Annotated in this window: 22 protein-coding genes; 12 read left to right on the top strand and 10 right to left on the bottom strand. The window is 75.3% G+C overall.

All coding sequences use genetic code 11. The features are described 5' to 3' along the window. Nucleotides 1-54: 54 nt before the first annotated feature. Nucleotides 55-1,401, top strand: coding sequence for a glycoside hydrolase family 6 protein (locus tag K1J57_RS13030; RefSeq protein ID WP_220564694.1), 1,347 nt, complete (start codon nucleotides 55-57; stop codon nucleotides 1,399-1,401). 243 nt (nucleotides 1,402-1,644) lie between these two features. Then, on the top strand, nucleotides 1,645-2,745 hold the full coding sequence (locus tag K1J57_RS13035; RefSeq protein ID WP_220564695.1) for a zeta toxin family protein: 1,101 nt from the start codon (nucleotides 1,645-1,647) through the stop codon (nucleotides 2,743-2,745). Here K1J57_RS13035 and K1J57_RS13040 read toward each other — a convergent pair. Next, a complete protein-coding gene (locus tag K1J57_RS13040) occupies nucleotides 2,730-3,671 on the bottom strand; it encodes a YafY family protein (RefSeq protein WP_220564696.1) in 942 nt (313 codons plus the stop codon). The genes K1J57_RS13035 and K1J57_RS13040 overlap by 16 nt on opposite strands. Before the next feature lie 127 nt (nucleotides 3,672-3,798). Here K1J57_RS13040 and K1J57_RS13045 point away from each other — a divergent pair, with 127 nt between their 5' ends. Together K1J57_RS13045 and K1J57_RS13050 are read left to right on the top strand one after the other, a co-directional pair. Beyond that, complete coding sequence (locus K1J57_RS13045) at nucleotides 3,799-4,653, top strand: NAD(P)H-binding protein (RefSeq protein ID WP_220564697.1); 855 nt, start codon at nucleotides 3,799-3,801, stop codon at nucleotides 4,651-4,653. Nucleotides 4,654-4,711: 58 nt separating this feature from the next. Continuing rightward, nucleotides 4,712-5,299 (top strand): phospholipid scramblase-related protein, encoded by a 588-nt coding sequence (locus tag K1J57_RS13050; protein WP_220564698.1) that lies wholly within the window; start codon nucleotides 4,712-4,714, stop codon nucleotides 5,297-5,299. A gap of 22 nt (nucleotides 5,300-5,321) precedes the next feature. Here K1J57_RS13050 and K1J57_RS13055 read toward each other — a convergent pair whose 3' ends face one another. After that, the gene (locus K1J57_RS13055) at nucleotides 5,322-6,272 is read right to left on the bottom strand and encodes a R2-like ligand-binding oxidase (protein ID WP_220564699.1); all 951 of its coding nucleotides are present in this window, start codon (nucleotides 6,270-6,272) and stop codon (nucleotides 5,322-5,324) included. Nucleotides 6,273-6,475: 203 nt separating this feature from the next. Between K1J57_RS13055 and K1J57_RS13060 the strand changes: the two genes are divergently transcribed. Beyond that, on the top strand, nucleotides 6,476-6,712 hold the full coding sequence (locus tag K1J57_RS13060; RefSeq protein ID WP_220564700.1) for a hypothetical protein: 237 nt from the start codon (nucleotides 6,476-6,478) through the stop codon (nucleotides 6,710-6,712). A gap of 255 nt (nucleotides 6,713-6,967) precedes the next feature. Here the strand turns inward: K1J57_RS13060 and K1J57_RS13065 are convergent, their stop codons facing one another. The 5 genes from K1J57_RS13065 to K1J57_RS13085 all read right to left on the bottom strand — a co-directional run bounded on the left by K1J57_RS13065 (nucleotide 6,968) and on the right by K1J57_RS13085 (nucleotide 12,661). After that, entirely contained in the window at nucleotides 6,968-8,614 is a 1,647-nt protein-coding gene (locus K1J57_RS13065) for a DNA repair helicase XPB (protein WP_220564701.1), read from the bottom strand. An 81-nt stretch (nucleotides 8,615-8,695) separates the two neighbouring features. Continuing rightward, nucleotides 8,696-9,097: a DUF4190 domain-containing protein gene (locus tag K1J57_RS13070; RefSeq protein WP_220564702.1), complete on the bottom strand. Its 402-nt coding sequence runs from the start codon at nucleotides 9,095-9,097 to the stop codon at nucleotides 8,696-8,698. Nucleotides 9,098-9,141: 44 nt separating this feature from the next. After that, nucleotides 9,142-9,585 carry a hypothetical protein gene (locus K1J57_RS34145; RefSeq protein ID WP_338151203.1) on the bottom strand — a complete coding sequence of 148 codons (444 nt, stop codon included), beginning with the start codon at nucleotides 9,583-9,585 and terminating at the stop codon, nucleotides 9,142-9,144. A gap of 141 nt (nucleotides 9,586-9,726) precedes the next feature. Then, a complete protein-coding gene (locus tag K1J57_RS13080) occupies nucleotides 9,727-10,149 on the bottom strand; it encodes a hypothetical protein (RefSeq protein WP_220564703.1) in 423 nt (140 codons plus the stop codon). Nucleotides 10,150-10,198: 49 nt separating this feature from the next. Further along, the gene (locus K1J57_RS13085) at nucleotides 10,199-12,661 is read right to left on the bottom strand and encodes a helicase-associated domain-containing protein (RefSeq protein WP_220564704.1); all 2,463 of its coding nucleotides are present in this window, start codon (nucleotides 12,659-12,661) and stop codon (nucleotides 10,199-10,201) included. A 255-nt stretch (nucleotides 12,662-12,916) separates the two neighbouring features. Between K1J57_RS13085 and K1J57_RS13090 the strand changes: the two genes are divergently transcribed. From K1J57_RS13090 to K1J57_RS13105, 4 genes are all read left to right on the top strand, one after another. Then, nucleotides 12,917-13,717, top strand: coding sequence for a hypothetical protein (locus K1J57_RS13090; protein ID WP_220564705.1), 801 nt, complete (start codon nucleotides 12,917-12,919; stop codon nucleotides 13,715-13,717). 359 nt (nucleotides 13,718-14,076) lie between these two features. After that, nucleotides 14,077-14,460, top strand: coding sequence for a cold-shock protein (locus K1J57_RS13095; protein ID WP_220565502.1), 384 nt, complete (start codon nucleotides 14,077-14,079; stop codon nucleotides 14,458-14,460). Nucleotides 14,461-14,649: 189 nt separating this feature from the next. Then, on the top strand, nucleotides 14,650-15,405 hold the full coding sequence (locus K1J57_RS13100) for a DUF3027 domain-containing protein (protein ID WP_220564706.1): 756 nt from the start codon (nucleotides 14,650-14,652) through the stop codon (nucleotides 15,403-15,405). A gap of 101 nt (nucleotides 15,406-15,506) precedes the next feature. Next, entirely contained in the window at nucleotides 15,507-18,572 is a 3,066-nt protein-coding gene (locus tag K1J57_RS13105; RefSeq protein WP_220564707.1) for a sacsin N-terminal ATP-binding-like domain-containing protein, read from the top strand. Nucleotides 18,573-18,587: 15 nt separating this feature from the next. Here the strand turns inward: K1J57_RS13105 and K1J57_RS13110 are convergent, their stop codons facing one another. Then, complete coding sequence (locus K1J57_RS13110) at nucleotides 18,588-19,439, bottom strand: MOSC domain-containing protein (protein WP_220564708.1); 852 nt, start codon at nucleotides 19,437-19,439, stop codon at nucleotides 18,588-18,590. A gap of 161 nt (nucleotides 19,440-19,600) precedes the next feature. Here K1J57_RS13110 and K1J57_RS13115 point away from each other — a divergent pair, with 161 nt between their 5' ends. The 3 genes from K1J57_RS13115 (at nucleotide 19,601) to K1J57_RS13125 (ending at nucleotide 21,176) form a co-directional block, all read left to right on the top strand. After that, the gene (locus K1J57_RS13115) at nucleotides 19,601-20,035 is read left to right on the top strand and encodes a hypothetical protein (RefSeq protein ID WP_220564709.1); all 435 of its coding nucleotides are present in this window, start codon (nucleotides 19,601-19,603) and stop codon (nucleotides 20,033-20,035) included. Nucleotides 20,036-20,105: 70 nt separating this feature from the next. Further along, complete coding sequence (locus K1J57_RS13120; RefSeq protein WP_220564710.1) at nucleotides 20,106-20,468, top strand: helix-turn-helix transcriptional regulator; 363 nt, start codon at nucleotides 20,106-20,108, stop codon at nucleotides 20,466-20,468. 51 nt (nucleotides 20,469-20,519) lie between these two features. Further along, entirely contained in the window at nucleotides 20,520-21,176 is a 657-nt protein-coding gene (locus K1J57_RS13125) for an SRPBCC family protein (protein WP_220564711.1), read from the top strand. Nucleotides 21,177-21,222: 46 nt separating this feature from the next. Here the strand turns inward: K1J57_RS13125 and K1J57_RS13130 are convergent, their stop codons facing one another. Together K1J57_RS13130 and K1J57_RS13135 are read right to left on the bottom strand one after the other, a co-directional pair. After that, complete coding sequence (locus K1J57_RS13130; RefSeq protein WP_220564712.1) at nucleotides 21,223-22,719, bottom strand: class I SAM-dependent methyltransferase; 1,497 nt, start codon at nucleotides 22,717-22,719, stop codon at nucleotides 21,223-21,225. A gap of 62 nt (nucleotides 22,720-22,781) precedes the next feature. Next, nucleotides 22,782-23,048: a DUF2530 domain-containing protein gene (locus tag K1J57_RS13135; RefSeq protein ID WP_220564713.1), complete on the bottom strand. Its 267-nt coding sequence runs from the start codon at nucleotides 23,046-23,048 to the stop codon at nucleotides 22,782-22,784. Between the last annotated feature and the right edge of the window lie 100 nt (nucleotides 23,049-23,148).

Consider the following 23,148-nt stretch of genomic DNA (forward strand, 5'->3'; position numbering starts at 1 on the left):
AGCGCTCCCAGGTGGTGGGGACCATCCGAAGAACGAGCCGTCCGAGGAACACACATGTCCCGCACAACCCGCTTGCGCGCGGCGCTGGGCGCCGCGGCCGGATCCGTCGCGGTCCTGGCCGCCGCGGTCGCGTTCGCCGCGGCCGGAACCGTCGCCCCGGCCGCCGCCGACACCGGCTTCTACGTCAACCCCGACACCTCCGCCGCCCGCTGGGCGGCCGACAACCCCTCCGACCCCCGGGCCGCCGTCATCGAGGAGCGCATCGCCTCGGTCGCCCAGGGGACCTGGTTCACCCGGCACAACCCCGCGACCGTCCGCGGCGAGGTGGACGCGCTGGTCGGCGCCGCCGACGCGGTGGGCCAGGTGCCCATCATGGTCGTCTACAACATCCCGGGCCGCGACTGCGGCAACCACAGCGGAGGCGGGGCGCCCTCCCACGAGGCGTACCGCCAGTGGGTGGACGAGGTCGCCGCCGGGCTCGGCGGCCGTCCCGCCTACATCATCCTCGAACCCGACGCCCTGCCCCTGGTGAGCGGGTGCAGCGAGCCGGAGGACACGCAGGCGCTGCTGGACTCCATGGCCTACGCCGGCAGGGCGCTCAAGGCCGGGTCCTCCCAGGCCCGGGTCTACTTCGACATCGGCCACTCGGACTGGCTCACCCCGTCCCGGGCCGCCGAGCTGCTCAACGGGGCCGACGTCGCCGGCAGCGCGGACGGGATCTCCACCAACACCTCCAACTACCGGCGCACCGAGGACGAGGTCGCCTTCGCCAGGTCCGTCATCGCCGCCACCGGGGTGCCGGGGCTGGGCGCCGTGATCGACACCAGCCGCAACGGCAACGGTCCCTCCCCCGACGACGAGTGGTGCGACCCGCGGGGGCGCGCACTGGGCACGCCGAGCACCACGGACACCGGCGACCCGGCCATCGACGCGTTCCTGTGGGTCAAGCTCCCCGGCGAGGCCGACGGCTGCGCCGGGCCCGCCGGGTCGTTCGTCCCCGACCTCGCCTACGAGATGGCCCTCAACGCCGGAGAGCCCTCGGAGGAGCCCACCGAGGGGCCGACCGAGGTGCCCTCGGGCGAGCCCTCCGAGCCGCCCGCCGACGGCGACTGCACCGCCGCCTACCGCGTCGACAACGACTGGGGCAGCGGTTTCCAGGCGACCGTCACCGTCACCGCGCACGTGCCGGTGGACGGCTGGCGGGTCGAGTGGGAGTTCGCCGACGGCCAGACCGTCACCCAGGCATGGAACGCCCGGGTGACCTCCTCCGGGGGCGCGGTCACCGCGCTGAACCCGGAGTGGGGAGGCGCCCTCGGGCAGGGCGCCACCGCCGAGTTCGGGTTCACCGGGGCCCGCACGGGCGCCAACACGGTGCCCGAGGTGACCTGCTCGGCGGCCTGATCCCGCGGTCCGGGCGGACACCCCCCGCCGCCCGGCCCGCGGCCCCCTGAGGACACGGATCCCGAGGACACGGGTCTGTGAGGTTCCCGGGACCCGTGCGTCCCCTGAGGCGCACGGGCCTCCCGGGGCCGCACGGCGTCCGGTACCGGCCGCCGAAACCGCCCACCGGCTCCGCGGGAACGCACTACGATCACCCTGTGTCAGCGGTAGCGGGGCCGCCACGGGCCCCGGAAGGGTGACGACATGGCGACGGACACGACCCCGGCCCCCGGGGCGCTCGAACCCGGGGCGGCCGCCCCGGCCGCGGAGCCCCGCCCGGCCTCCACGGCCTCTCCCCTCCTCGCGGAGAGCCCCACGGGAGGCGTCCCCCCGCAGACCGCGGACCGGCGGCTGGCCCGGGAACGCGTCTACAACCTGTTCAGCGCCGCCATCGGCGCCTGCACGGCCCGGGGCCTGCGCGACCGGGCCGCCGACCTGCTGGCACGGGAGGCCCGGCTGCCCTTCCTCTCCCCGGACGAGCTCGAACGCACCGCCGACGAGCTCGCCCGGACCCTGGCCGGGCTGCGCGCCGTCCCCGTCCCGGACACCGGCGACGAGGTGCGCCCGCTCTCCGGTGCCGACGCCGCCGACCTCTTCGACCTGGGGCTGCGCGACCGCCTCACCGGGAAGGCGCGCGAGCACCCGCGGCTGCTGCTGTTCGGCGGCCAGCCGGGCTCGGGCAAGTCCACCCTCCAGCGGCTGCTGCTGCCGGTGCTGCCCGAGGGCACCGTGAGCTACGACGGCGACGACCTGATGCGGCTGTCCCCGGACTACGAGAGGGCGATGCGCCGCGACGACCGGGCGGCCTCGCACGCGGTCGCCGCGCAGGTCGGGGTGCTGCACGCCCCCGCCATGGAGCACATCCGCTCCGGCCGGGCGGACGTGCTGTGCAGCCACCCGCTGGGGCGCGCCGACTGGGCGGCCGAATGGGTGCGGGGCTTCCGCGGGGCCGGCTACCGGGTGGAGGTCGCGTTCCTGGCCGTCCACGCCTCCGCCAGCGGGTTCGCGATCGCGGACCGCTACCGCCGCTCCCGCGAACAGCAGGGGTTCGGCCGCTGGCTGCCCGAGCACCTGCACGACCGCTTCTACCAGGGCGTGCCCAACACGGTCGAGTTCCTGGAGACCCACCGGCTCGTGGACTCCCTCTACGTCCTCTCCCGCGAGGGAGAGGTCCTCTACGCCAACCACCTGGACGCCGGCGGCGACTGGCGCGCGGAGCCCTTCGGACGGATCGCCCTGGAGGCGCAGCGCGGCCGCCGCGAGCTCTGGCACGAGGAGGACCCGGTGCCTCAGGGAGCCCCGTAGAGCCCGGCGAGCTCCGCGGCCAGCTCCGCGAGCCGCCGCCGGGCCGCCTCCGGGGCCAGGACCTCCACCCGGGAGCCCAGTCCGGCCAGCTGCGCCGCCACCACCTCGGGCGAGGGGCCGTCGGCCTCGAACCGCGTCCAGCCGTCGCCGTCGCGCCCTCCCAGGCGCAGCCGGCCGCCGAGGAGCCGGTCCAGCAGGGCGGCCGTCCCCGGCGCGGCCCGGCCCCGGACGGTCGCCGCCGCCATGCGCTCCTCCATCGGCCCGGCCAGCCCGCGCCAGGCGGCGGCGAGGTCGAACCCGGCGGGGGGCTCGAAGACCTCCCCGGTCCGCTCGACCGAGGTGACGCGGGAGACCCGGAAGGTGCGCAGCCCCCCTTCGGTGCCGGCGACGAGGTAGCGGGCGCCCGCCTTGGACACGAGCCCCAGCGGGTCCACCGCGCGCACGCGCGCCGCCCCGCCCGGGGAGGCGTATCCCAGCCGCAGCCGGGCCCGGTCCAGCACCGCCCGCTCCAGGTCGGCCAGGTGCGGACCGCCCTCCGCGGCGCGCGCCCAGTCCGTGCCGTCGTCCAGGCCCACCCGGGACGCGGCCTTGGCGTCCGTCCGCAGCGTCGAGGGCAGCGCCCGGACCAGCTTGCGCAGCGCCGTGCGCATCCGCGGCGTGTCCGACACCGGCCCCAGCAGCACGAACAGGGAGCGGATCTCCTCGGCGGTCAGCCCGGTCAGGTTCGTCCGGGCCCCGCCGACCAGCGTCCAGCCGCCGCCCCGGCCCTGCCGCGAGTACACGGGGACGCCGGCGGCCATGAGCGCCTCCAGGTCACGGCGCGCGGTGCGCTCGGACACCTCCAGTTCGGCGGCCACCTCGGCGGAGGTCACCCGCCCGCGCTCCTGGAGGAACAGAAGGGTCGCCACCAGGCGATCGGCTCTCATGTCCTCGATTCTCCTCCGGAAACCGGTCAGGAGATGACCGGTTAGGCGACCACGATGGTCTTCGACCGCGGCGGCGCACTTGCGCCGGAGCCTCCGGCCGGCCGCCGCGGAACGAGGGGGACACATCGTGATCGTTGTGACGGGAGCCACCGGGAACGTCGGCCGTCCGCTGGTCCGGGCGCTGGTCCGTGAGGGCGAGCAGGTGACGGCGGTGGCCCGCCGCCTCCCCGGCGCCGACCGGGTGGCGGGCGCGCGGTACCTGTCGGCCGACCTGGCCGACCCGGAGGGGCTGGCCCCGGCCCTGGAGGGCGCCGACGCGCTGTACCTGCTGGTCTCGGGGGCCGGGGAGGGCCTCGACCCCGACCGGATCCTCAAGGCGGCGGCCGGGGCGGGGATCGGCCGGGTGGTCCTCCAGTCCTCCCAGGCCGCCCGGACCCGTCCGGACTCGCCCTCACACGACCACCTCAGGGTGTTCGAGGAGGCGGTGCGGGGCTCGGGCCTGGAATGGACGGTCCTGCGGCCGGGCGGGTTCGCCTCCAACGCCTTCGCCTGGGCGGGCCCGGTCCGCGAGCGCCGCGAGGTCCGCTCCCCGTTCGGGGACGTGGGACTGCCGGTCGTCGACCCGGTGGACATCGCCGAGGTGGCGGCCCGGGTGCTGCGGGACGGCGCCCACTCCGGGCGGGCCCTGGAGCTGACCGGCCCGGCGGCGGTGACCCCGCGCGAGCGGGCCGGGGCCATCGCGGACGCCGTCGGCGCACCGGTGCGCTTCGTGGAGCAGACCCGGGAGGAGGCCCGGGCGGCGCTGCTGGAGTTCATGCCCGAGGTGGTCGCCGACGGCACGCTCGCCATCCTGGGCGAGCCCTCGCAGGACGAGCGGAGGGTGAGCCCCGACGTGGAGCGGGTGCTCGGCCGCGCCCCGCGCGCCTTCGCCGAGTGGGCGCGGGACAACGCCGCCGCGTTCGGGGGCCCGGCGGGGGATTGACCGGTTCCGGTCCCGCCCGGCCCGGGCGGGACCGGAACGTACGCCCTAAAGTGCCCGCATGGACTTCTTCTCCGCGAACCCCCTGCTGGTGAGGCAGCCGAAACGCTTCCTCGTCGACGAGTCCGAATACCACTGCTTCGACGGGCACGGCCGGCGGCTCGCGCACGTCCGGGAGGAGGGCCTGGACACCGGCAGGCGGATCGCCCGCCACCTGGCCGCGTCCTACGGGGTCTCCTCCAACCGCCGGGTCGTCGTCCACGACGGCCGCGGCCCGCGCCTGGTCATCGAGAAGCAGTGGTCGTGGATGACCGCCACGACCACCGTGCAGTGGCCGGACGGGCGGCCGGTCGGCAGCATCGAGCAGGACGTGGCCTTCTTCAAGGCGAAGTTCGGCCTGCTGGACCCGTGGAAGCGGCCGCTGGGGTCGATCGAGGGCGACTTCCTCGCCCGCGACTTCCGGATCAACGACACCGGCGGCCACGAGGTGGCCCGGGTGGACCGGCGCGTCCCCGACCTGGGCGAGCTGTTCACCTCGGCCGACTCCTACGCCCTGCACCACCGCTACCCGGCGCTGCCCGAACCGCTGCGCACCATGGTGGTCGCCTCGGGCATCGCCATCGACCTGGTGCTGCTGGAGGGGCGCTGACCGCGGGGCCGGGCCCCCGCCCTCACAGCCTCTCCATCGCCGCCCGGTCCTCCTCGCCGAACTCCTCCTCCAGGCGTTCGGGGGAGGCGTCCAGGTCGATCCGCGCCACGGGCACGCCGCGGGCGGACTCGATGGCGCCCAGGCGGCGCAGCGCCCGGTCGGAGGCGTAGCGCACCAGCTCGCCCGGGGGCAGCTCGTACCTCGCGCTCTCGGGGGTGGCCTCCGAGGCGCTCTCGCCCCGCTCGACGGTGGACATCACGTGCGGCAGCAGCTCCTCCAGGCGCTCGCTCACCACCGCCCAGTTGGAGTCGTCGGCGGCCACGTGTCGGCGGCAGGTGAACGTCCCCCACGCCATGTGGCGGCGCTCGTCGTCGCCGATCCGGCGCACGATCTCCCGCATCCCGGGGAAGATGTCGCGCACGGTGCAGATGTGGTTCCAGGCGTAGTACCCGGTGAGCGCCAGGGAGCCCTCGACGATGTGGTTGTAGGTGACCGAGGCGCGCACCTGGTTGCGCGGGCTCGGGTCGTCCAGCAGCGCCTCCAGGGAGGAGGGCAGCTCCTCGTAGAACAGCGCCCGGTAGCCCGGGTTCTCCTCCACGTACCCGTGCAGGTCGTCGTACACGCCGACGGCGTCCAGCCACAGCCGGAACGCCTGGACGTGCTTGGCCTCCTCGAACGCGAACTGGGTCAGGTACATCTCGTCGCCCAGCCGCCCCTCGGCGGCCATCGCGCGCAGGAACGGCTGGAGGTCCTCGGTGACGGCCTCCTCGCCCGCGGCGAAGAACGCGCACAGCCGCAGGATGCGCTTCTGAGCGGCCTCGCCGATGGTCTTCCAGTCCTCGGCGTCCCTGCTCAGGTCGATGGAGGCGGGGTCCCAGAACCTGGCGTTGCCCTTGACGAACAGCTTCAGGGGCAGCGATTCCCAGTTCAGGCCGCCGTTGCTCAGGGAGTGGAAGCCGGTGCGGTCGGACACGGGTGGACCTCCGAGGGGGTGCCGGGGGGCTCTCTCCCGCCCATGATTGGACACGAAGCGGGTTCGTGTAAAGAGGGGCGGTGGTCCAGATCACGAAAACCGCGCACCCCGGATACGGTCGGCATGGACCGGTCTGGGGTCTCCGCCGAAACGGTACGGTCGGGGTGTCCCGTCCGCACTGAACGATCCGATCGGGGTACGACGTGTTCTGTGGTGATCCCGGCACCTCCGGCTACACCGCCTGTGCCGCCCAGACCCAGCTCTTCTCGCTGGCCTCCGCGATCCCCGCACTGCTCGGCCTGGCCCTGCTGGTCGCCGCCTTCGCCGCCCCGGGGGTGCGCGACGACCGCGCGCTGCGCACCCGGACCCTGACCTACTCCCTCATCGCCTGGGCCATCGCCGCCGGGACCTACGTCATCGGCGGCCTGCCCTCCTTCTAGGGGTGCTCGGCGGACGCCCCCGCGCGGTCCGGCGGATCCCCCGCAGGACGACGGGCCCCGGGCGGCCCGGGGCGCGGGGCGGAATGATCCACCGGACACGCCCTCGCCGGGCGGACCCCCGCTCCGGCCCGCCGCCGCCCTCTGCAGACGGCCCGCTCCCGTCGGCGTCCCCGGGGGACGGCCGACACCGCGCGGACCCCCGCGGTGCGGGGGAGCACCCGGGAACGGGCTCCGGACCCGGGCCGCCCCGCCCCCTCAGACCTCGCCGCCGGCCAGGATGTCGGCGGCGTCGGTGATCCGGTAGGCGTACCCCTGCTCGGCCAGGAACCGCTGCCGGTGCGCGGCGTAGTCCTGGTCCAGGGTGTCGCGCGCGATCACCGCGTAGAACCGCGCCGACCGGCCGTCGGACTTGGGCCGCAGCACCCGGCCCAGCCGCTGCGCCTCCTCCTGTCGGGACCCGAACGACCCCGACACCTGGATCGCCACACCGGCCTCGGGCAGGTCGATCGAGAAGTTGGCGACCTTGGATACCACCAGGGTCCGCAGCTCCCCGGACCGGAACGCGGCGAACAGCCGCTCCCGCTCCGCGGTGCGGGTCTCGCCCTTGATCACCGGGGCGCCCAGCGCCTCGCCCAGTTCGTCCAGCTGGTCGATGTAGGAGCCGATCACGAGCACCTGCCCGTCGGCGTGCCGCTCCACCAGCTCCCGCACCACCGCCGTCTTGGCCTCGGAGGACGCGCAGAACCGGTAGCGGTCCTCCGGCTCGGCCGTCGCGTACGCCAACCGCTCGGACTCCGACAGGTCCACCCGCACCTCGACGCAGTCCGCCGGGGCGATCCAGCCCTGGTTCTCCATGTCCTTCCACGGGGCGTCGTACCGCTTGGGCCCGATGAGGGAGAACACGTCGCCCTCGCGGCCGTCCTCGCGCACCAGCGTCGCGGTCAGCCCCAGCCGCCGCCGGGCCTGGAGGTCCGCGGTCATCCGGAAGATCGGCGCGGGCAGCAGGTGCACCTCGTCGTAGACCACCAGGCCCCAGTCGCGGGCGTCGAACAGCTCCAGGTGCGTGTACACGCCCTTCCGCTTGGCCGCCATGACCTGGTAGGTCGCGATGGTGACCGGCCGGATCTCCTTGCGGGTGCCCGAGTACTCGCCGATCTCGTCCTCGGTGAGCGTGGTCCGCCGCAGCAGCTCGGCCTTCCACTGGTGCACCGACACGGTGTTGGTGACCAGGATGAGCGTGGTCGCGCCGGTCATCGCCATCGCGGCGGCGCCCACCACGGTCTTGCCCGCCCCGCAGGGCAGGACCACCACGCCCGAACCGCCCGCGTGGAAGCCCTCGGCGGCGGCGCGCTGGTAGTCGCGCAGCTCCCAGCCGTCCTGGACCAGGTCGATCCTGTGCGCCTCGCCGTCGACGTACCCGGCCGCGTCCTCGGCGGGCCAGCCGATCTTGAGCAGCGCCTGCTTGAGGTTGCCGCGCTCGCTGGGGTGCACCGCCACGGAGTCGTCGCCGAGCCGCTCGCCCAGCATGCCCCTGAGCCGCTTGGAGCGGACCACCTCCTCCAGCACCGGCCGGTCGGAGGAGCGCAGGACGAGCCCGTGCACCGGGTCGCCCTCCAGCCGCAGCCGTCCGTAGCGGTCCATGGTCTCGGCGATGTCCACCAGCAGCGAGTGCGGCACGGGGAACTTCGAGAAGCGGATCAGGGCGTCCACGACCTGCTCGGCGTCGTGCCCCGCGGCGCGCGCGTTCCACAGCGCCAGCGGGGTGATCCGGTAGGTGTGCACGTGCTCGGGGGCGCGCTCCAGCTCCGCGAAGGGGGCGATGGTGCGGCGGCACTCGTCCGCGGACTCGTGGTCGACCTCGAGCAGGAGGGTCTTGTCGGACTGGACGATCAGGCAGGACACACGGAACCTTCCGTCGGGAGGCGGGCGTCGGGAGGGGGCGGCCCCAGGTGCAACACCCCGGGGGCCCCGATCATGCCCGGGTCAGGCCGACGAGGCGATGGCGAACACCACGAGGGCGATGTAGCCCACGATGATGACGCCGAGGATCCCGAAGTTGATCCACACCGAGAGCCAGGCGTTCTTGGTCAGCCGCTCCCCGCGCTCGGGGTCGTACTTCTCGCCGAGGGCCAGGGCGCCGAACACGATGCCGGGGATCGCGGTGACGCCGCAGCACAGGACCAGCTGGACGCACGACAGGATCAGCGCCGTGATGGCCCGGCCCTCGTGCTCGGGCCTGGGCGGCGGAGGCGTGTAGCCGTAGCCGGGCGCCGGGCCGTAGGGGCCGCCGCCGTAGTGGCCGGAGGGCCGGCCGTAGGGGTCGTGGCCGGGGGCCGAGTAGCCCCCGGTCGCGTCCTTGTAGGGGTCGTACGGGTTGTCGCTCATGGGGAGATCCTTCGAGGGGGAGGGGCCGTGGCGGCGGGACCGGCTCAGTAGCCGAGGGTCAGGGCCATCACGAAAACGAACAGGACGACGATGATCACGGGCACGCCCAGCAGGCCGTAGGCCAGGTTGCAGGCCCAGGTGTACCGCAGGTACCGCTCGACCTCGGGCGCGTCGGGGACCTTGGTCAGCGCCACGATGGCGAGGGCGATCCCCGGGATGTTGGCGCCCAGGAGCAGGAACCACAGGCCCAGGTAGGCGCCCAGCAGCGGCGGGGCCAGTGACAGGACCGCCACCACCAGGGCGGCGACCGTGCCGCCCACCCGGGCGGGCGGGCCCGTCGGGGCCGGGGCGGCGGCCGGGTGGACGGGGGGAGGGGCGTACGCGGCGGGCGCCGCCGGTGCGGCGGCGCGCACGGGGGCGGCCGGGCGCAGGGCCCCGCCCTGCTCCCGCTCCCAGAAATCCCTGGGACCCCCGGATCTCCCCGGCATGCGCTCCCCCTCCCGCGGGCCCTCGGCCCTCCCGACCACAGGTGTACCCGCCCGTACCCGGTGGGACGCGGGGGACCCGGCGGAGGTTCCCCGCCCCGCGGCCACGGTGCGGTCCCGGCTCGGAGCCGGGTCAGTAGTGGGTCAGTAGTTGGTCACCGGCACGATGCCCTGGATCCACGACCCGCTCTGCGTGAACACCACGAAGGTCAGCACCAGCATGACGAACAGCATCACCCCGGCCGCCCCCAGGCAGTACCAGGAGTACCGGGTGAGCATCTCGGCCCGGCCGGGCAGCCCGCGGTCGCGGGCGTGGGCGGCCCGGATCGCGAACACGATGCCCGCGACGCCGAAGATCCAGTTGCCGCAGCACAGCAGCGTGAACGCGTGCAGGATCAGCGCCATCGTGGAGCTGTTCGCCGCGCCGGAGGCGGACGGGCCGGGCGCGCCCCCCTCCCCGCGCGCCGGAGCGGGGTCCGCAGCCCGGCCGCGCCCGCCGTCGTGCCCGTCGTCGCGGCCGTGCTCACGGGGGGACGAGGCTCCGGGGGGCAGGGACGCATTGCTCATGGGGGTGTCTCTCGCTTGTCCGAGGGCCGACTGGCAACCGCGTCCCAGCCTACGGCGTGCCGCCCCGATCGTCCTCCTCCAGCTCGGCCACGGCGGTGATCCGGTGGACCGCGAAACGCTGCACCGCGCCCCGGGTCTCGTCGTGGGCGGTGACGAACCCGCCGTCGACCGACGAGGGGCCGATGATCCGGCCGCCCTGGCGGCCGTCGGTGTCGGTGTAGCCGATCCACAGGCGCCGCCCGGCCGCGGCGGCCCCGGACAGCGCCTCCAGCACCGCCGCCGCCCGGGAGCCGGGCGGGCCGTCCTCGGGCAGGGGGACCGCGCGGCGGGCCGCGATGGCGGCCTGGTCGCCGGCCCGCACCGCCCGCACGATGTCGCGCAGCCGCTCGGCGTCGGGGGCGGCGGACGGCGGCTCGGGCGGGACCTCCACGGGCTCGGCGCGGCGCGCCTCGGGGCGGGAGAGCCGCATGGCCCCGTCCCCGCCCTCGGCGACGGGGTGGTGGCCGAGCCTGCGCAGCCCGTCCACCAGCGCCGCCCGGCCCACCCCGGCGGCCACCACGGTCGGCGCCAGCCGCACCAGCCCCAGCGCCTCGGTGCGCCGGTCGCCCATGACCTCGTCCAGCAGGGCGGGCTCGTCACAGCGCAGGTAGGAGGAGGCCGTGCCGGCGCGCAGCCGTCCGTGCCGCCGCCCCACGTCGGACACCAGGTACCGAAGCGCCTGCGGCAGGGGGGTGCGCGAATGGCGTTCCAGCAGGGTGAGGATGTCGGCGATGCCGCGTCCGGCGTCCAGCCCGCGCCGCACCGAGTCCTCGGTGAACCGGTACACGGTGGCGCCGCCGGTGGACTCCACGTCCGCGACCAGCGCCAGCTCCCGGGCCAGCTCGGCGACCAGCGGGCCGGGGGCGACGGCGGTGAGGTCGCCCTGCACCAGGACGTGGTCCAGGGGCCGGGGCAGGTACCCGGCCAGCAGCCCGGCGGCCGCCTCGGGGTCGCCCTCCAGCAGCGGGCGGACGTACCCGGCCAGAGCGCCCCGGCCGGTGAACCCCAGCGCGGCGGCCTCCGCCCCGGCGGTCTCCACCAGCTCGGTGTACACGGGCGAGCGGCGGCGCGGCCGCCGCCAGGAGAGGCGCGCCGACAGCGACCCCGCCGCCGGGGAGAACCCGGGCTCGGCGGTGGCCAGCTCGGCGAGCAGGTCGCGGCGGGCCTGCGGGGCCGCGGGGCGGGCCAGCCCGGGGCCGAGCACGTTGCGCACCCGCCCGCCGGAGTCCCGGGAGCCGCTCAGCGCGGGCACCCGGTCGGTGTCCAGCCACGCCTGCGCCAGGCGCAGCCAGCGGCGCTCGGGCGGGCTCTCCCGCCACAGGTCGTACTCGCGGGTGGGCAGCCACTCGCCCTCCACGCGGTCGTCGGCGCCCAGCAGCCCGGCGGCGTGGGCGACCTCGACGAGCAGCGCGGCGGTGGTGTCGTCGGTGTCCATGGTGCGCGCGGCCCGGCGCAGGTCCCGCACGCCCAGGCCGCCGTTGCGCAGCACCGCGGCCGGCTCGCCGGACCAGGACTCCAGCAGCTCCTCGACGGCGCGCAGCACCGTGAACGCCTGCCCGGCGGCGAACCGGGTCACCCCCTCGGGGTCGTGGGCCGTGCCCGCGAACTCCGGGGGAGCGGCCGCGACCTCGCGGAACAGCGTCCCCGAGCGCAGGTGCGCCCCCACCTCCCGGGGCAGCGTGAGCGTGTCGTCGCCGCTGGGCAGCAGCAGGGCGCGGGCCAGCAGCTCCTCCACCGGCGACCCGGCGTCGGCCAGCCCGACGTCGCGGCGGGCGTCGGTGACGGTGCCGTGCGGCGGACCCCAGGTCATCCCGTCCAGCAGGCGGCGGGCCTGTTCGCCGACCTGGGACAGCAGGGTGTCGAGCCCGGCGGGGTCGGACAGCAGGCGGGCCAGCGCCTCGACCGGCGCGGACGCGGAGGAGTCGGGGGCCAGGTCCCCGGCCAGCCGCTTGAGGCGGCCGTGCGGCAGCGCGGCCAGCAGCACCCGGGCGGGCGGGCCCAGCCGCGCCGGGGCCGGCAGCAGGTCGCGCAGCACCTGGACGGGGCGCAGCCGGTCCCGGTCGGGCCAGACCAGCGCCGAGCGCAGCAGGCCGTCCAGGGCGGCCGCGACGGCTTCCCGGACCTCCCCGCCGTCACCGGCGGGCTCCAGCGCGGCGGTGAGCCCGGCGGCGGTGACGCCCACGGGCTCGGACATCCGGTCGTCGCCCAGGGCGACGACGGCCTCCAGGACTTGGAGGGTGAAGGAGTCCAGCCCCTCCAGGGCCCGCAGGACGGTGTTGCGGGTGGTGGCCCGGGCGGCCAGCGAGCCGATGCCGTCGGGGACGGGGCGGCCCAGGTCGGGGCGGGCGGACAGCAGGGCGGCGAGCTCCTCGTCGGAACGCTCGCGCAGCCAGGAGGTGAAGGTCGGGGGGCGGCCCGGCCCGGCGGTCCCCGTGTCCGGTCCGTGCAGGTCGGGAGGTGCGTTCTCGGTCATCACCGTCAACGCTAGGCGATACCTGTGACGAGGTGGGAGACCCGGGGACGAGAGAAGCGTCCCGGTTCCGCGGGCCGGTCCGGGAGGGGACGGGAGCGGTCACGGGCACGCCCCGGGGAACCCCGGTCACGGACTCCCCCCGCGCCCCCGGGAACGCGCCCGTTTCCGCGTGACAGGCCGTATACGGTCCGAATCAGACGACCGAAATAGGAAAGGGGGCTTAAAAGGCAGGTCATCCTCCGTCACTATGGGGGCATGACCCAGCGCTCGGAACAATTGGTACTCGACTATCTGTCCGAGGTCGGCTTGGTCCTGCACGGTCGGCTGACCGCCAGGGAAAGGACCGCCTACCTCACCTCCGTGCGCGCCCGGATCGACGCGCGCCGGGCCGCGGCCCCCGACGACGGCGTGGACGCCGTCCGCGACATCCTGCTGAGCCTGGGGTCCCCCGGGGACCTGGTGGAACGGGAGCTCGCCGGCCGCGACCTCGACATCGAGGACGAGGAGCTCATCCCGCCCCGGCCCCGGCACGCCGACCGGCCGCCGCCGCCCTGGCGGGGCGGCCCCAGCCGCGGGATCATGGGCCTGCTGGAGGGGCCCGGCCGCACCGAGATGCGGCTGGAGCGCGGCGGCCGCCGGGGCGGGGCCGGACGCGAGGCCGGCGCGCTGCGCGGGCTGGTGCTGTGCCTGCGCCACCACCCCGCCGAGATGGCCGCCCTGGCCCTGCTGCTGGCCACCGTGCCCTGGGGCTGGGGGCTGTCCTTCCTGTGGGTGCTCGGTGTCGCGTTCGTGGTGCTCAGCCGGGTGTGGAGCGCGAAGGACAAGTGGCTCGCGGTGCTGGTGCCGCTGCTGGGCTGCCTGGCGGGCATGGCGCTGTGGAGCGGAGAGGCCGACTTCGTGGACCAGTACGTCCAGCACTCCCTGGCCGACTACGGCGTGATCGGGCTGGGCCTGGCCTCCCTCGTGTCGGTCGCCTACCTCTACCCGCGGACCGCCCGGTCGGCGCGGGTGGCCGAACGGCAGCGCGCCTCCGCGGGGCCCGCCGGTCATCGGTAGGCAAAAGCAGGGGAATAACCTTTTCCGGTCGGCCCGTTACCGCGCGTTCCGGCATGTGATCTCGGGTACCCAAGGGTGTACACCGCCGTTCTCGCTTCGGCGGCGGCCATGTCGGTGAGTCGGCCCGGCGTCCAGCCCGGTCTCCACACCACGTTCCCGGCGGCCCGGCATCTCCGCCGAGTCCCGTCCCGTACTCCGCACCCGCGGGGAGGGGCCGCCGGAACACACGAGGCCCGGATGAGCCGCATCCGGGCCTCGTTCCGTGCGCCGGGGGCGGTTTTTTCCCTCGCCTTCCGTCACCACCGGGCATTAGCCTGGCATTCAGGCTGACGGCAACGAGTGAAAGCATGAGGTCCTACGTGCCCACCGGCAAGGTCAAGTGGTACGACGGCGGCAAGGGTTTCGGTTTTCTCACACGCGACGACGGTGGAGAGGTCTTCGTCCATTCCACCGCACTGCCCCCCGGCACCGAAGCGCTGCGCCCCGGCCAGCGGGTCGAGTTCGGGGTGGCCGAAGGACGCAAGGGCGCCCAGGCGCTCCAGGTCAAGCTGCTGGACGCCCAGCACTCGGTGGTCAAGGCCCGGCGCAAGAAGCCCGAGGAGATGGTGGTCATCACCGAGGACCTCATCAAGCTGCTCGAAGGACTCTCCAACGGGTACCGGCGCGACCGCCACCCCGACCGCCGCGAGGCCGCCCGTGTCGCGGCCGTGCTGCGGGTCGTCGCCGACGACCTGGAGGCCTGATCCCCCGGTGCGCAGCGGCCCCGGCCCTCCGGCCGGGGCCGCTCCGCGTTCCCAAGGGCCCACCAAGAGGGTGTATCGGACGAACCTTGACCCGCGTTGTGGTCAAATCGGTGCCGTGGATCAGTGAGAATGGGGGACGTGAGCCCTTCTCGACGTTCTCCTGTACCCGACAAGGCGTGTATCGAGGCGGTGGACCTGGCCCGCTCGGTGGCCGCCGAGGTCGGGCGACCCGAGTGGGTGGGTGAGCACCTCGCTCCCCAGGTCGAGGACACCCGTCTGATCACCCACTACTTCACCTGCCTCGACCCGGCGTACCCCGGCTGGACCTACGCCGTCACCGTGGTCCGCGCATCGCGCGCCAAGGAGGTCACGGTCAACGAGGTCGTGCTGCTCCCCGGCGAGGGGGCCCTCGTCGCACCCGAGTGGGTGCCCTGGAAGGAGCGGCTGCTCCCCGGCGACCTCGGCCCCGGCGACCTGCTGCCCACCGACGAGGACGACGAGCGCCTCGTGCCCGGCTACGCCCAGGTCGCCGACAGCGAGCTGGACGAGGAGGGCGTGGACCGGCAGATGGTCTGGGAGCTGGGCCTGGGCCGCAAGCACGTGCTCTCCGAGACCGGCCGCGAGCAGGCCGCCGAGCGCTGGTACAACGGCGAGGCCGGGCCCCGCGCGCCGATCGCCGAGGCCGCGCCCGCCCGCTGCATCACCTGCGGCTTCATGACCCCGCTCGCCGGGGAGCTGCGCCAGATGTTCGGTGTGTGCACCAACGGGTTCGCGCCCGACGACGGCCGCGTGGTCTCCCTGGACCACGGCTGCGGCGCCCACTCCGAGGTCCGCATGCCGCAGTCGCGCAACGAGCCGGTCGCCCCCGTCGTCGACGAGGTCGGCTACGACCACATCGTCTTCGACGACACCGCGGAGCTGGAACTGGTCTCCTCCGACTCCTGACGGCCCGGCCCGGGCACGTCCCGACACCCGCCCGGCGAAGGGTGGGCTAGGGTCTGATGTGCATCGTGCCGGGCCGTGCCGGCAGCCAGGAGGGACCGTCAATGGCCGAGCCGCTCGCCACCGGGATCGACCCCTACGACACCGCCGAACTGCGCCGCCGCGTACTCGCGGCGTGGGCGGACGCCCCCGCCCGGTTCCGCGAGGACGCCAACGCCGAGGAGGACTTCGCCCTCGGCGGGTACCGGGACCGGGTCGTGGTCGAACTGGCCCAGAACGCCGCCGACGCCGCCCGCCGCGCGGGCGTCCCCGGCCGGCTGCTGCTGTCACTGGAGGGCCGCCGCCTCGTCGCCGCCAACACCGGGGCCCCGCTCACCGCGGAGGGCGTGGAGTCGCTGGCGACCCTGCGGGCCTCCACCAAACGCGGCGGGGACGACTCCGTCGGCCGGTTCGGGGTGGGGTTCTCCGCCGTGGCCGCCCTCAGCGACGACGTCACCGTGACCTCGGCCGGCGCCGCCGTCCGCTTCAGCGCCGACCTGGCCCGCGCGGCCGTGGCCGAGCTGCTGGCCGGGACCGGCCCCGACGGTCTGGCCGCCGAGATCGAGCGCCGCAGCGGGCACGTGCCCATGCTGCGCCTGCCCTTCGCCGCCGACGCGGCCGCCGGAGGCGCGGCGGACACCCGGGACTACGACACCGTCGTCTCGCTGGAGCTGCGCGACGACACCGCCCGGGAACGGGTGCGCGACCTGCTGTCCGGGACCGGCGAGGCCCTGCTGCTAGCCCTGCCCGGCCTGGCCGAGATCCGTGTCCTGGTCGACGGCGCCGAGCGCGTCGCCACCCGCCAGGCGAGCGGCGGGGACCCGGTCACGACCCTGCGCGACGCCGAGGGCACCCGCACCACCCGCTGGCACACCCTCACCCGCACCGGGGAGTTCGACCCGGCCCTGCTCGCCGACCGGCCCACCGAGGAGCGCGGCCGCACCGCGTGGTCGCTCACCTGGGCGGTGCCCGTGGACGACGGCGGCGGCGTGGCCCCGCTGCCGCCGGACGTGGAGCCGGTGGTGCACGCGCCCACCCCCACCGACACCGGGCTGGACCTGCCCGCCGTGCTCATCGGCACCTTCCCCCTGGGCAGCGACCGCCGCGCGGTGCAGCCCGGGCCGGCCACCGACCTGCTGCTGTCCGAGGCCGCCGAGGCCTACGCCGCCCTGCTGCGCCGGTTCGACGCGGCGGCCGCCCTGGACCTGGTGCCCGGCACCCGGGTGGGCGGCGGGCACGTCGACGCGGGGTTCCGCGCCCGGGTCGCCGAGCCCCTGCGCTCCACCCCGTTCCTGACCACCGAGACCGGGGCGCCGGTGGCCCCGCGCGACGCGGTGCTGCTGGACACCGGGGGAGCCGGGCTGTCCGCGGTCCTGGCCGAGCTGATCCCCGGGCTGCTGCCCGGTCGCCTCAACCCCCGCCACCCCGCCCTGGCGGCGCTGCGCGTCCACCGCCTGGGCTCCGCCGACATCGCCGACCTGCTCGCCGACACCGACCGGCCGCCGTCCTGGTGGGCGGGCCTGTACGCGGCGCTGGCCGCCGGGGCGGACACCGACGAGCTGGGCGCGCTGCCCGTGCCGCTGGCCGACGGTCGCCTGGTGCGCGGCCCCCGGTCCCTGCTGGTGCCCCAGGAGGGACCGGTCCCGATCGACGCCGAGGCCCTGGCCGCCCTGGGGGTGCGGCTGGTGCACCCCGAGGCCGTCCACCCGCTGCTGCTGCGCCTGGGCGCGGTGGAGGCGGGCCCGGCCGCGGTGCTGGCCGACGCGCGCACCGAGGCGGCGGTGCGCGGCTCCCTGGACGCCGACGACCCCGAGCCGCTGGCCGAGGCCGTGCTGGGACTGGTCGCCGCCTCCGGGACCACCGCGGCCGACCTGCCCTGGCTGGCCGAGCTGGCGCTGCGCGACGACGAGGACGGCTACTCGGTGGCCGCCGAGCTGCTCGTCCCCGGGGCCCCGCTGGGAGAGGTGCTGGCCGACGACGCCCCCTTCGGCACCGTGCACGCCGACCTGGTGGACCGGTACGGCACCGACGTGCTGCGGGCGGTCGGCGCGCTGTGGGAGTTCACCCTGGTGCGCGCCGAGGAGGCCGCCCTGGGCGAGGACGTCCTCGACGTGTTCGAGGAGGCCCCCGACGCCCTGGACGAGTGGGCCGACGAGGTCCTGGAGCGGGTGGGCGACCCCGAGCTGCCGCCGGTGGTCCCCGAACTGGTCTGTGTGGCCGACCTCGACTACGTGGCCGACGACCGCTGGCCGCAGGCCCTGGAGATGCTCTCCCGGGGCGCGCTGCGCGGGGCCGTGACCGAACCGGCCCGGGTGCTCCTGCCCGACGGCCGGGTGGCGGACGTGCCGTCCTACACCGCCTGGTGGCTGCGCACCCGCGCGCTGGTGGGCGGCGCCGCCCCGAACGAGCTGCGCGCCGCCGAGGCCGAGGCCGCGCTGACGGGGCTCTACGACGAGGCGCCCGCCGACGTCGACCCGGAGTTCGCCCGGGCGCTGGGTGTGCGCACCACCCTGGCCGAACTGCTGGCGGACCCGGAGGGCCCGGACGACCTGCTGGCCCGGCTGGCCGACCCGGAGCGGCATGTGGACCGGTCGGCGCTGCTGCGGATCTGGACGGCGCTGGCGGGGGTGGACGCCGACCTGGTCACCCCGCCCACGCGGGTGCGCGCCGTACTCGGCGGGGCGATCGTGGTGGCCGACGCGGAGGACGCCGTGGTGGTGGACTCCCCGGACCTGCTCCCGCTGTTCGCGGAGCGGCCGCTGATCCTGACCGCCGCTCCGGAGGAGCTGGCCGACGTGCTGGACCTGGAGCTGGCGAGCGAGTCGGTGGACGGGGAGGTCTCCGCGGGGGGCACGCTGCGCCAGGTGCCGGCGGTCGCCGACCTGTTCCTGGACCCCGAGGGGGAGCAGCCGGACCGTACCTATCTGCACCACGCGGAGCTCGTCGTGGACGGGGTCGAGGTGGAGTGGTACGCGGGGGACGGCGTCGTGCACGCCTCCACCAGCGACGGCCTGGCCCGCGCCCTGTGCTGGCGCGCCGAGCAGTGGGACCGCCGCCACCTGCTCGCGGCCGCGCTGCGCGAGCCGGAGGCGGCCCCGCTCCTGCTCGCCGAGGCCGACCTGGAGCAGTAGGCCCGCACGGGGCGGTTAGAGCACGGCGGCCAGCCGGTCGCCCAGGCCGAGTTCGGCCTCGCCCCAGGCGGTGACCTCCAGCTCGTCGCCGACGGCCAGCACGCCCGGCCGGGTGACGGCGAACTTGGCGCCGAAGGAGACGCCGCCCCCGTCGGCCCGCCGGTACCCGGCCAGGGTGCGCAGCGGCTCCGGGCCGCGCTTCTCCCCCGTCTCCTGGTCCACGGTGGTGACCGCGCAGCGGATGCACACCTTGGCGTAGCCCAGCTCGGCCGTGCCCAGGCGCACGGCGCGGACGAGGTCCTCGGTGTGCGGCTCGGCCCAGCCGGACACCACGATGTTGGGGCGGAACCGGCGGATCGGCACGGGTTCGGCGCCGCGCTCCAGGATGCGCGCGTTGAGCAGGTCCAGCGAGGAGGCCGAGGCCATGAGCACGGCGGTGCTGTCGGCGAAGCCGCTGGTGCCCGGGGTGAGCCCGCCGGTCTCCCGGCCGTGCTCCGCGGGCACCCGGACCAGGCGGCTGGGGGCGCCGAGCACCTCGGTCAGCCAGGCGGCGGCGGACGCGCCCTGGTCGACGCCGACGAACGGCTGCCTGTGCAGGGTGACGTCGAGGCGGGGGCCGTCGGGGTCGACCTCCAGCTCCAGTGGCTCGACCCCGTCGAACGACAGCCGCAGCGTGCCCTCGCCCGCCTCGGGGAGGATGCGGGCCATCCGCGGGTCCACGCGCTGGCTGCGGAAGCCGCCCGAGTCGTCCACGACCATGAAGGAGCGGTCGTGGCGGATCCCGGCCGGGGTGAGTTCCGCGGTGTCCAGGGAGATCCCCGCGCACCCCTTGACCGGGTAATGGACGAGTTCGGAGATTCGGGCCATGCCGAGCACGTTAGCGCATGGAAGTGGTGCCCCCCGGTTTGCCCCCGGGCGCCGTACCCGCTGTACTTCTCATCGAGGCCTGGAAGGAACCGGGGCACGATCCGGTGCGTCCTCCCTGGCGTAACGAACCCCGCCGACATCCGAACCGACAGGACCCCTCCATGCGCACGATCCCCATCGCCCTGTTCGCGGCCGCCGCCCTCGTCGCGGTGGCGGGCTGCTCCTCCGACGACCCGGGCTCCTCCCCGGGCAACGGCGGAGTCGAGGAAGGCGCCCCGCCCGCGGGCAGTGAGCAGACCTTCGAGCCCGGCCGGCAGATCACGGTGGAGCTCACCATGGCCACCTCCGAGGACGGCGGCCGGAGCACCTCGTTCTTCTCGGGCTACCGCCCCACCGTCGAGTTCGAGTACCAGGAGCAGTCCACGACGTGCTACGCGCAGCTCCCGGTGGAGCTGCGCGAGTTCCCGCCGGGGGAGACGCACCGCATCGGCCTGGAGTGCGACGACGAGGTCGCCGCCCACCCGGACACGCCGGGCTTCCGGCTCGTCGAGGGCGACGCCGAGGTCGGCGCGGGAGAGATCGTCTTCAACGGCTGACCTCCGAGGATTCCACGACACAACTAGATCAGCCTTGGCTTATATAGCCTGATGCTTATATGGTGGTCCCATGCACGCCTTCGACGTCCTGGGCGACCCCGTACGGCGGCGTCTGCTGGAGCTGCTCAACGAGGGTGAGCGCGCCTCCGGCGAGCTGACGGAGGTCGTCCGGGCCGAGTTCGGCATCTCGCAGCCGGCCGTCTCCCAGCACCTGCGGGTGCTGCGTGAGAACGGCTTCGCCACCGTGCGCAGGGACGGCAACCGGCGGCTGTACGCCGTGGACGCCGCGCCCCTGCGCGACGTCGACGCCTGGCTGCGGCGCTTCGCCGCACGCTGGGAGCCGCACCTGATGGCGCTGGAGACCGAACTCGCCAGAGGCGCCCGCGAGCGCCGCGCCTCCGCGGACGAGGAGGACGGACGGCGTTCGCGGTGACCCGGTCCGGACGACGCCGGACCGGCAACCGACCCGACAGGGGAGTGGACCATGGATGTTCAGCGGCGGATCGACGAGGTCGGGCGCACGGTCGCCATCAGCGGGGAGGGGGACGAGAGCACCGTCACCATCTCCCGCGACTACACCACCGGCGTCGACGACCTCTGGGACGCCTGCACCAACCCCGAACGCCTCCCGCGCTGGTTCGCCCCGGTCAGCGGGGACCTGGAACTCGGCGGCGCGTACCAGGTGGAGGGCAACGCGAGCGGCACCGTGCTGGCCTGCGACCCGCCCGAGTCGTTCCACATCAGCTGGGAGTTCGGCGGCGCGCGCAGCGACGTCCACGTCACGCTGACCCCGCTGCCCGCGGAGGGCGGCAGGGAGCGCACCCGGTTCGAGCTGGCGCACGTGGCCCCGCTGAGCGAGTTCTGGGAGCGGTTCGGCCCGGGCGCGGTGGGCGTGGGCTGGGACCTGTCCGTCCTGGGCCTGAGCCTGCACCTGGAGACCGGGTCCGACATCCCCGCGGAGCTCGAGGAGTGGGGCACCTCGCCCGAGGCGATCCGCTTCATGGAGTCGAGCGCCCGCGCCTGGGAGGCCGCGCACCTGGCCGCCGGGGCGGACCCGGAGGCGGTGCGCGCCTCGGCGGAGCGGACCATCGGGTTCTACACCCAGGCGCCGGACGAGGCGCCCGGGGACGCCCCCGAGTAGGACCCGGGCGGGGGCACCGGGGCGGTGGCGGGCGGGCGGCGCCCGGTCAGCGGGTGACGGTGAAGAAGCCCTCCGAGATGAGCGTCCGCAGGGCTTCGGGCACCCGCTCGCGCACCCGCCCGGGGTCCTCGTTGATGAGCTGGGCGATGGCGTCCAGCAGCGGGCCCACCGGCATCGTCCCGTCGCAGACCCCGGCCAGCGCGGCCTCCACGGTGCCCACCCGGGCCACCCGGTGGAGCCCGCCGCGCTGGCGCAGCACGATCTTCTCCGGGTCCGGGGCGCCGGGGACGCCGATGCGCTCCTCCACCACGCCCGGGGCCAGCGCCACGTGCGCCGACAGCAGCGCGGCGTCGGTCAGCCGGTGCGCCGTCATCGCCCCGTCCACCACGGACGGGAGGTAGGGGCCCACCGGCTGCTCGATGTCGTGGCGCAGCTCCTCCACACGCACGGTCGCGTCCTGGGCGACGTCGTTGCGCAGGCTGATCCACCCGAACCCGATGCCCTTGATGCCCTCGCGCTCGAAGTAGTCCAGCCAGGCGTCGTAGCGGCGGGTGTACTCGGGGGTGCCGTGCTCGCAGGAGTCGCGCAGCCACAGCTCCACGTACTCCGCGGGGTCCTGCACGTCGCGCTGGACCACCCAGCCCGAGCAGCCGGTCCCGGTGACCCAGCCGCCGACGCGGTCTTCCCAGTCGTCGCCGTCGGAGTGCACCCAGTTGGCCAGGATCTGGCACCAGCCGCCCTCGGTGAGGTGGGCGGGCGCCCGGCGCACCAGCTCCGCGCAGACCGTGTCGCCCGGCAGGTCGGACTCCCGGTAGGTGTAGCGGGAGGCGTCGGGCGTGATGACGAACGGCGGGTTGGACACGATCAGGTCGAACCGCTCGCCCGCGACCGGCTCGTACAGCGACCCCGGGAGCAGGCGGACGTCGTGGACCCCGGACAGGGCCAGGCTGATCGCGGCCATCCGCAGGGCGCGCGGGTTGAGGTCGGTGGCGGTGATCTCCCGGGAGCGCGAGGCCAGGTGCAGGGCCTGCACGCCGCAGCCGGTGCCCACGTCGAGGGCGCGCTCGACCGGGCCGTCCACGATCAGCCGGGACAGGGTGGCGGAGGCGCCGCCCGCGCCCACCACGTGGTCGGGCCGGGGCACCTCCCCGCCGCCGGGGCGCACCTTGGGGTCGGAGACGACGAAGCCGGGGCGGCCCTCCTCCAGCTCCCAGGGGCCCAGGTGGACCAGGGAGCGCACGACGGTCCCGTCGGCGCGTTCGTCCACGGCGACCAGGCCCGCCTCGGCGAGCTCGTCCACGGGGAGGATGGCGCGGGCCGCGCGGACGGGGATGGGGGTGCGCAGCCACCACAGGCGCAGCAGCAGCCCGAGGCGCTCCTCGCCGCCGGTGGCGCGCAGTGCGGGGACGAGCTCCTCGCGGGCCAGCGCGCGGGCCGCGGCGTCGCCCAACCGGTCGCGGACGCCGGACACCGTGTAGTCGGCGTCGATGAGGATGGCGCGCAGTCGTTCGGCGAGTCCGCGCGGGAAGGCTGTCTCTGGCACCCGTTCATTATCGGCCACCCGACCCACCAGGGCGTTCGGGGCGGGCCGTGCGCGGTGCCGGGTCAGGCGGCGGGCCGGTCGCGGCCCGCGCCCCGTTCGGAGGCCTCGGACCGCTTGCGCAGCAGGCGGGGGATGTAGAGGAACCCGAAGACCCCCAGGCCCATGCCGGTCGCGCACACCCAGATCCACCAGCGCTCGGACTCGGGGAGCGCGTCGCCCATGAACAGCAGGACGACCAGCGCGACCGCCCAGGCGAGGGTGCCGAGCGCCGCGGGGACGCGGTAGTCGCTCTCGTGGACTTCGGGATCCGGCTGTCGGGGTTTGCGCACGCCTCCAGGCTAGCCGTACACCCCCGGCCGCTCCACGGAGCGGTGGCGGTGCGCGCGCTGATCAGGGAAACCTTCGTCACATCCGACCACCGGATCATCC

It is taken from the genome of Nocardiopsis sp. MT53, from assembly GCF_019598965.1.
GTDB classification, from domain to species: Bacteria; Actinomycetota; Actinomycetes; order Streptosporangiales; family Streptosporangiaceae; genus Nocardiopsis; species Nocardiopsis changdeensis.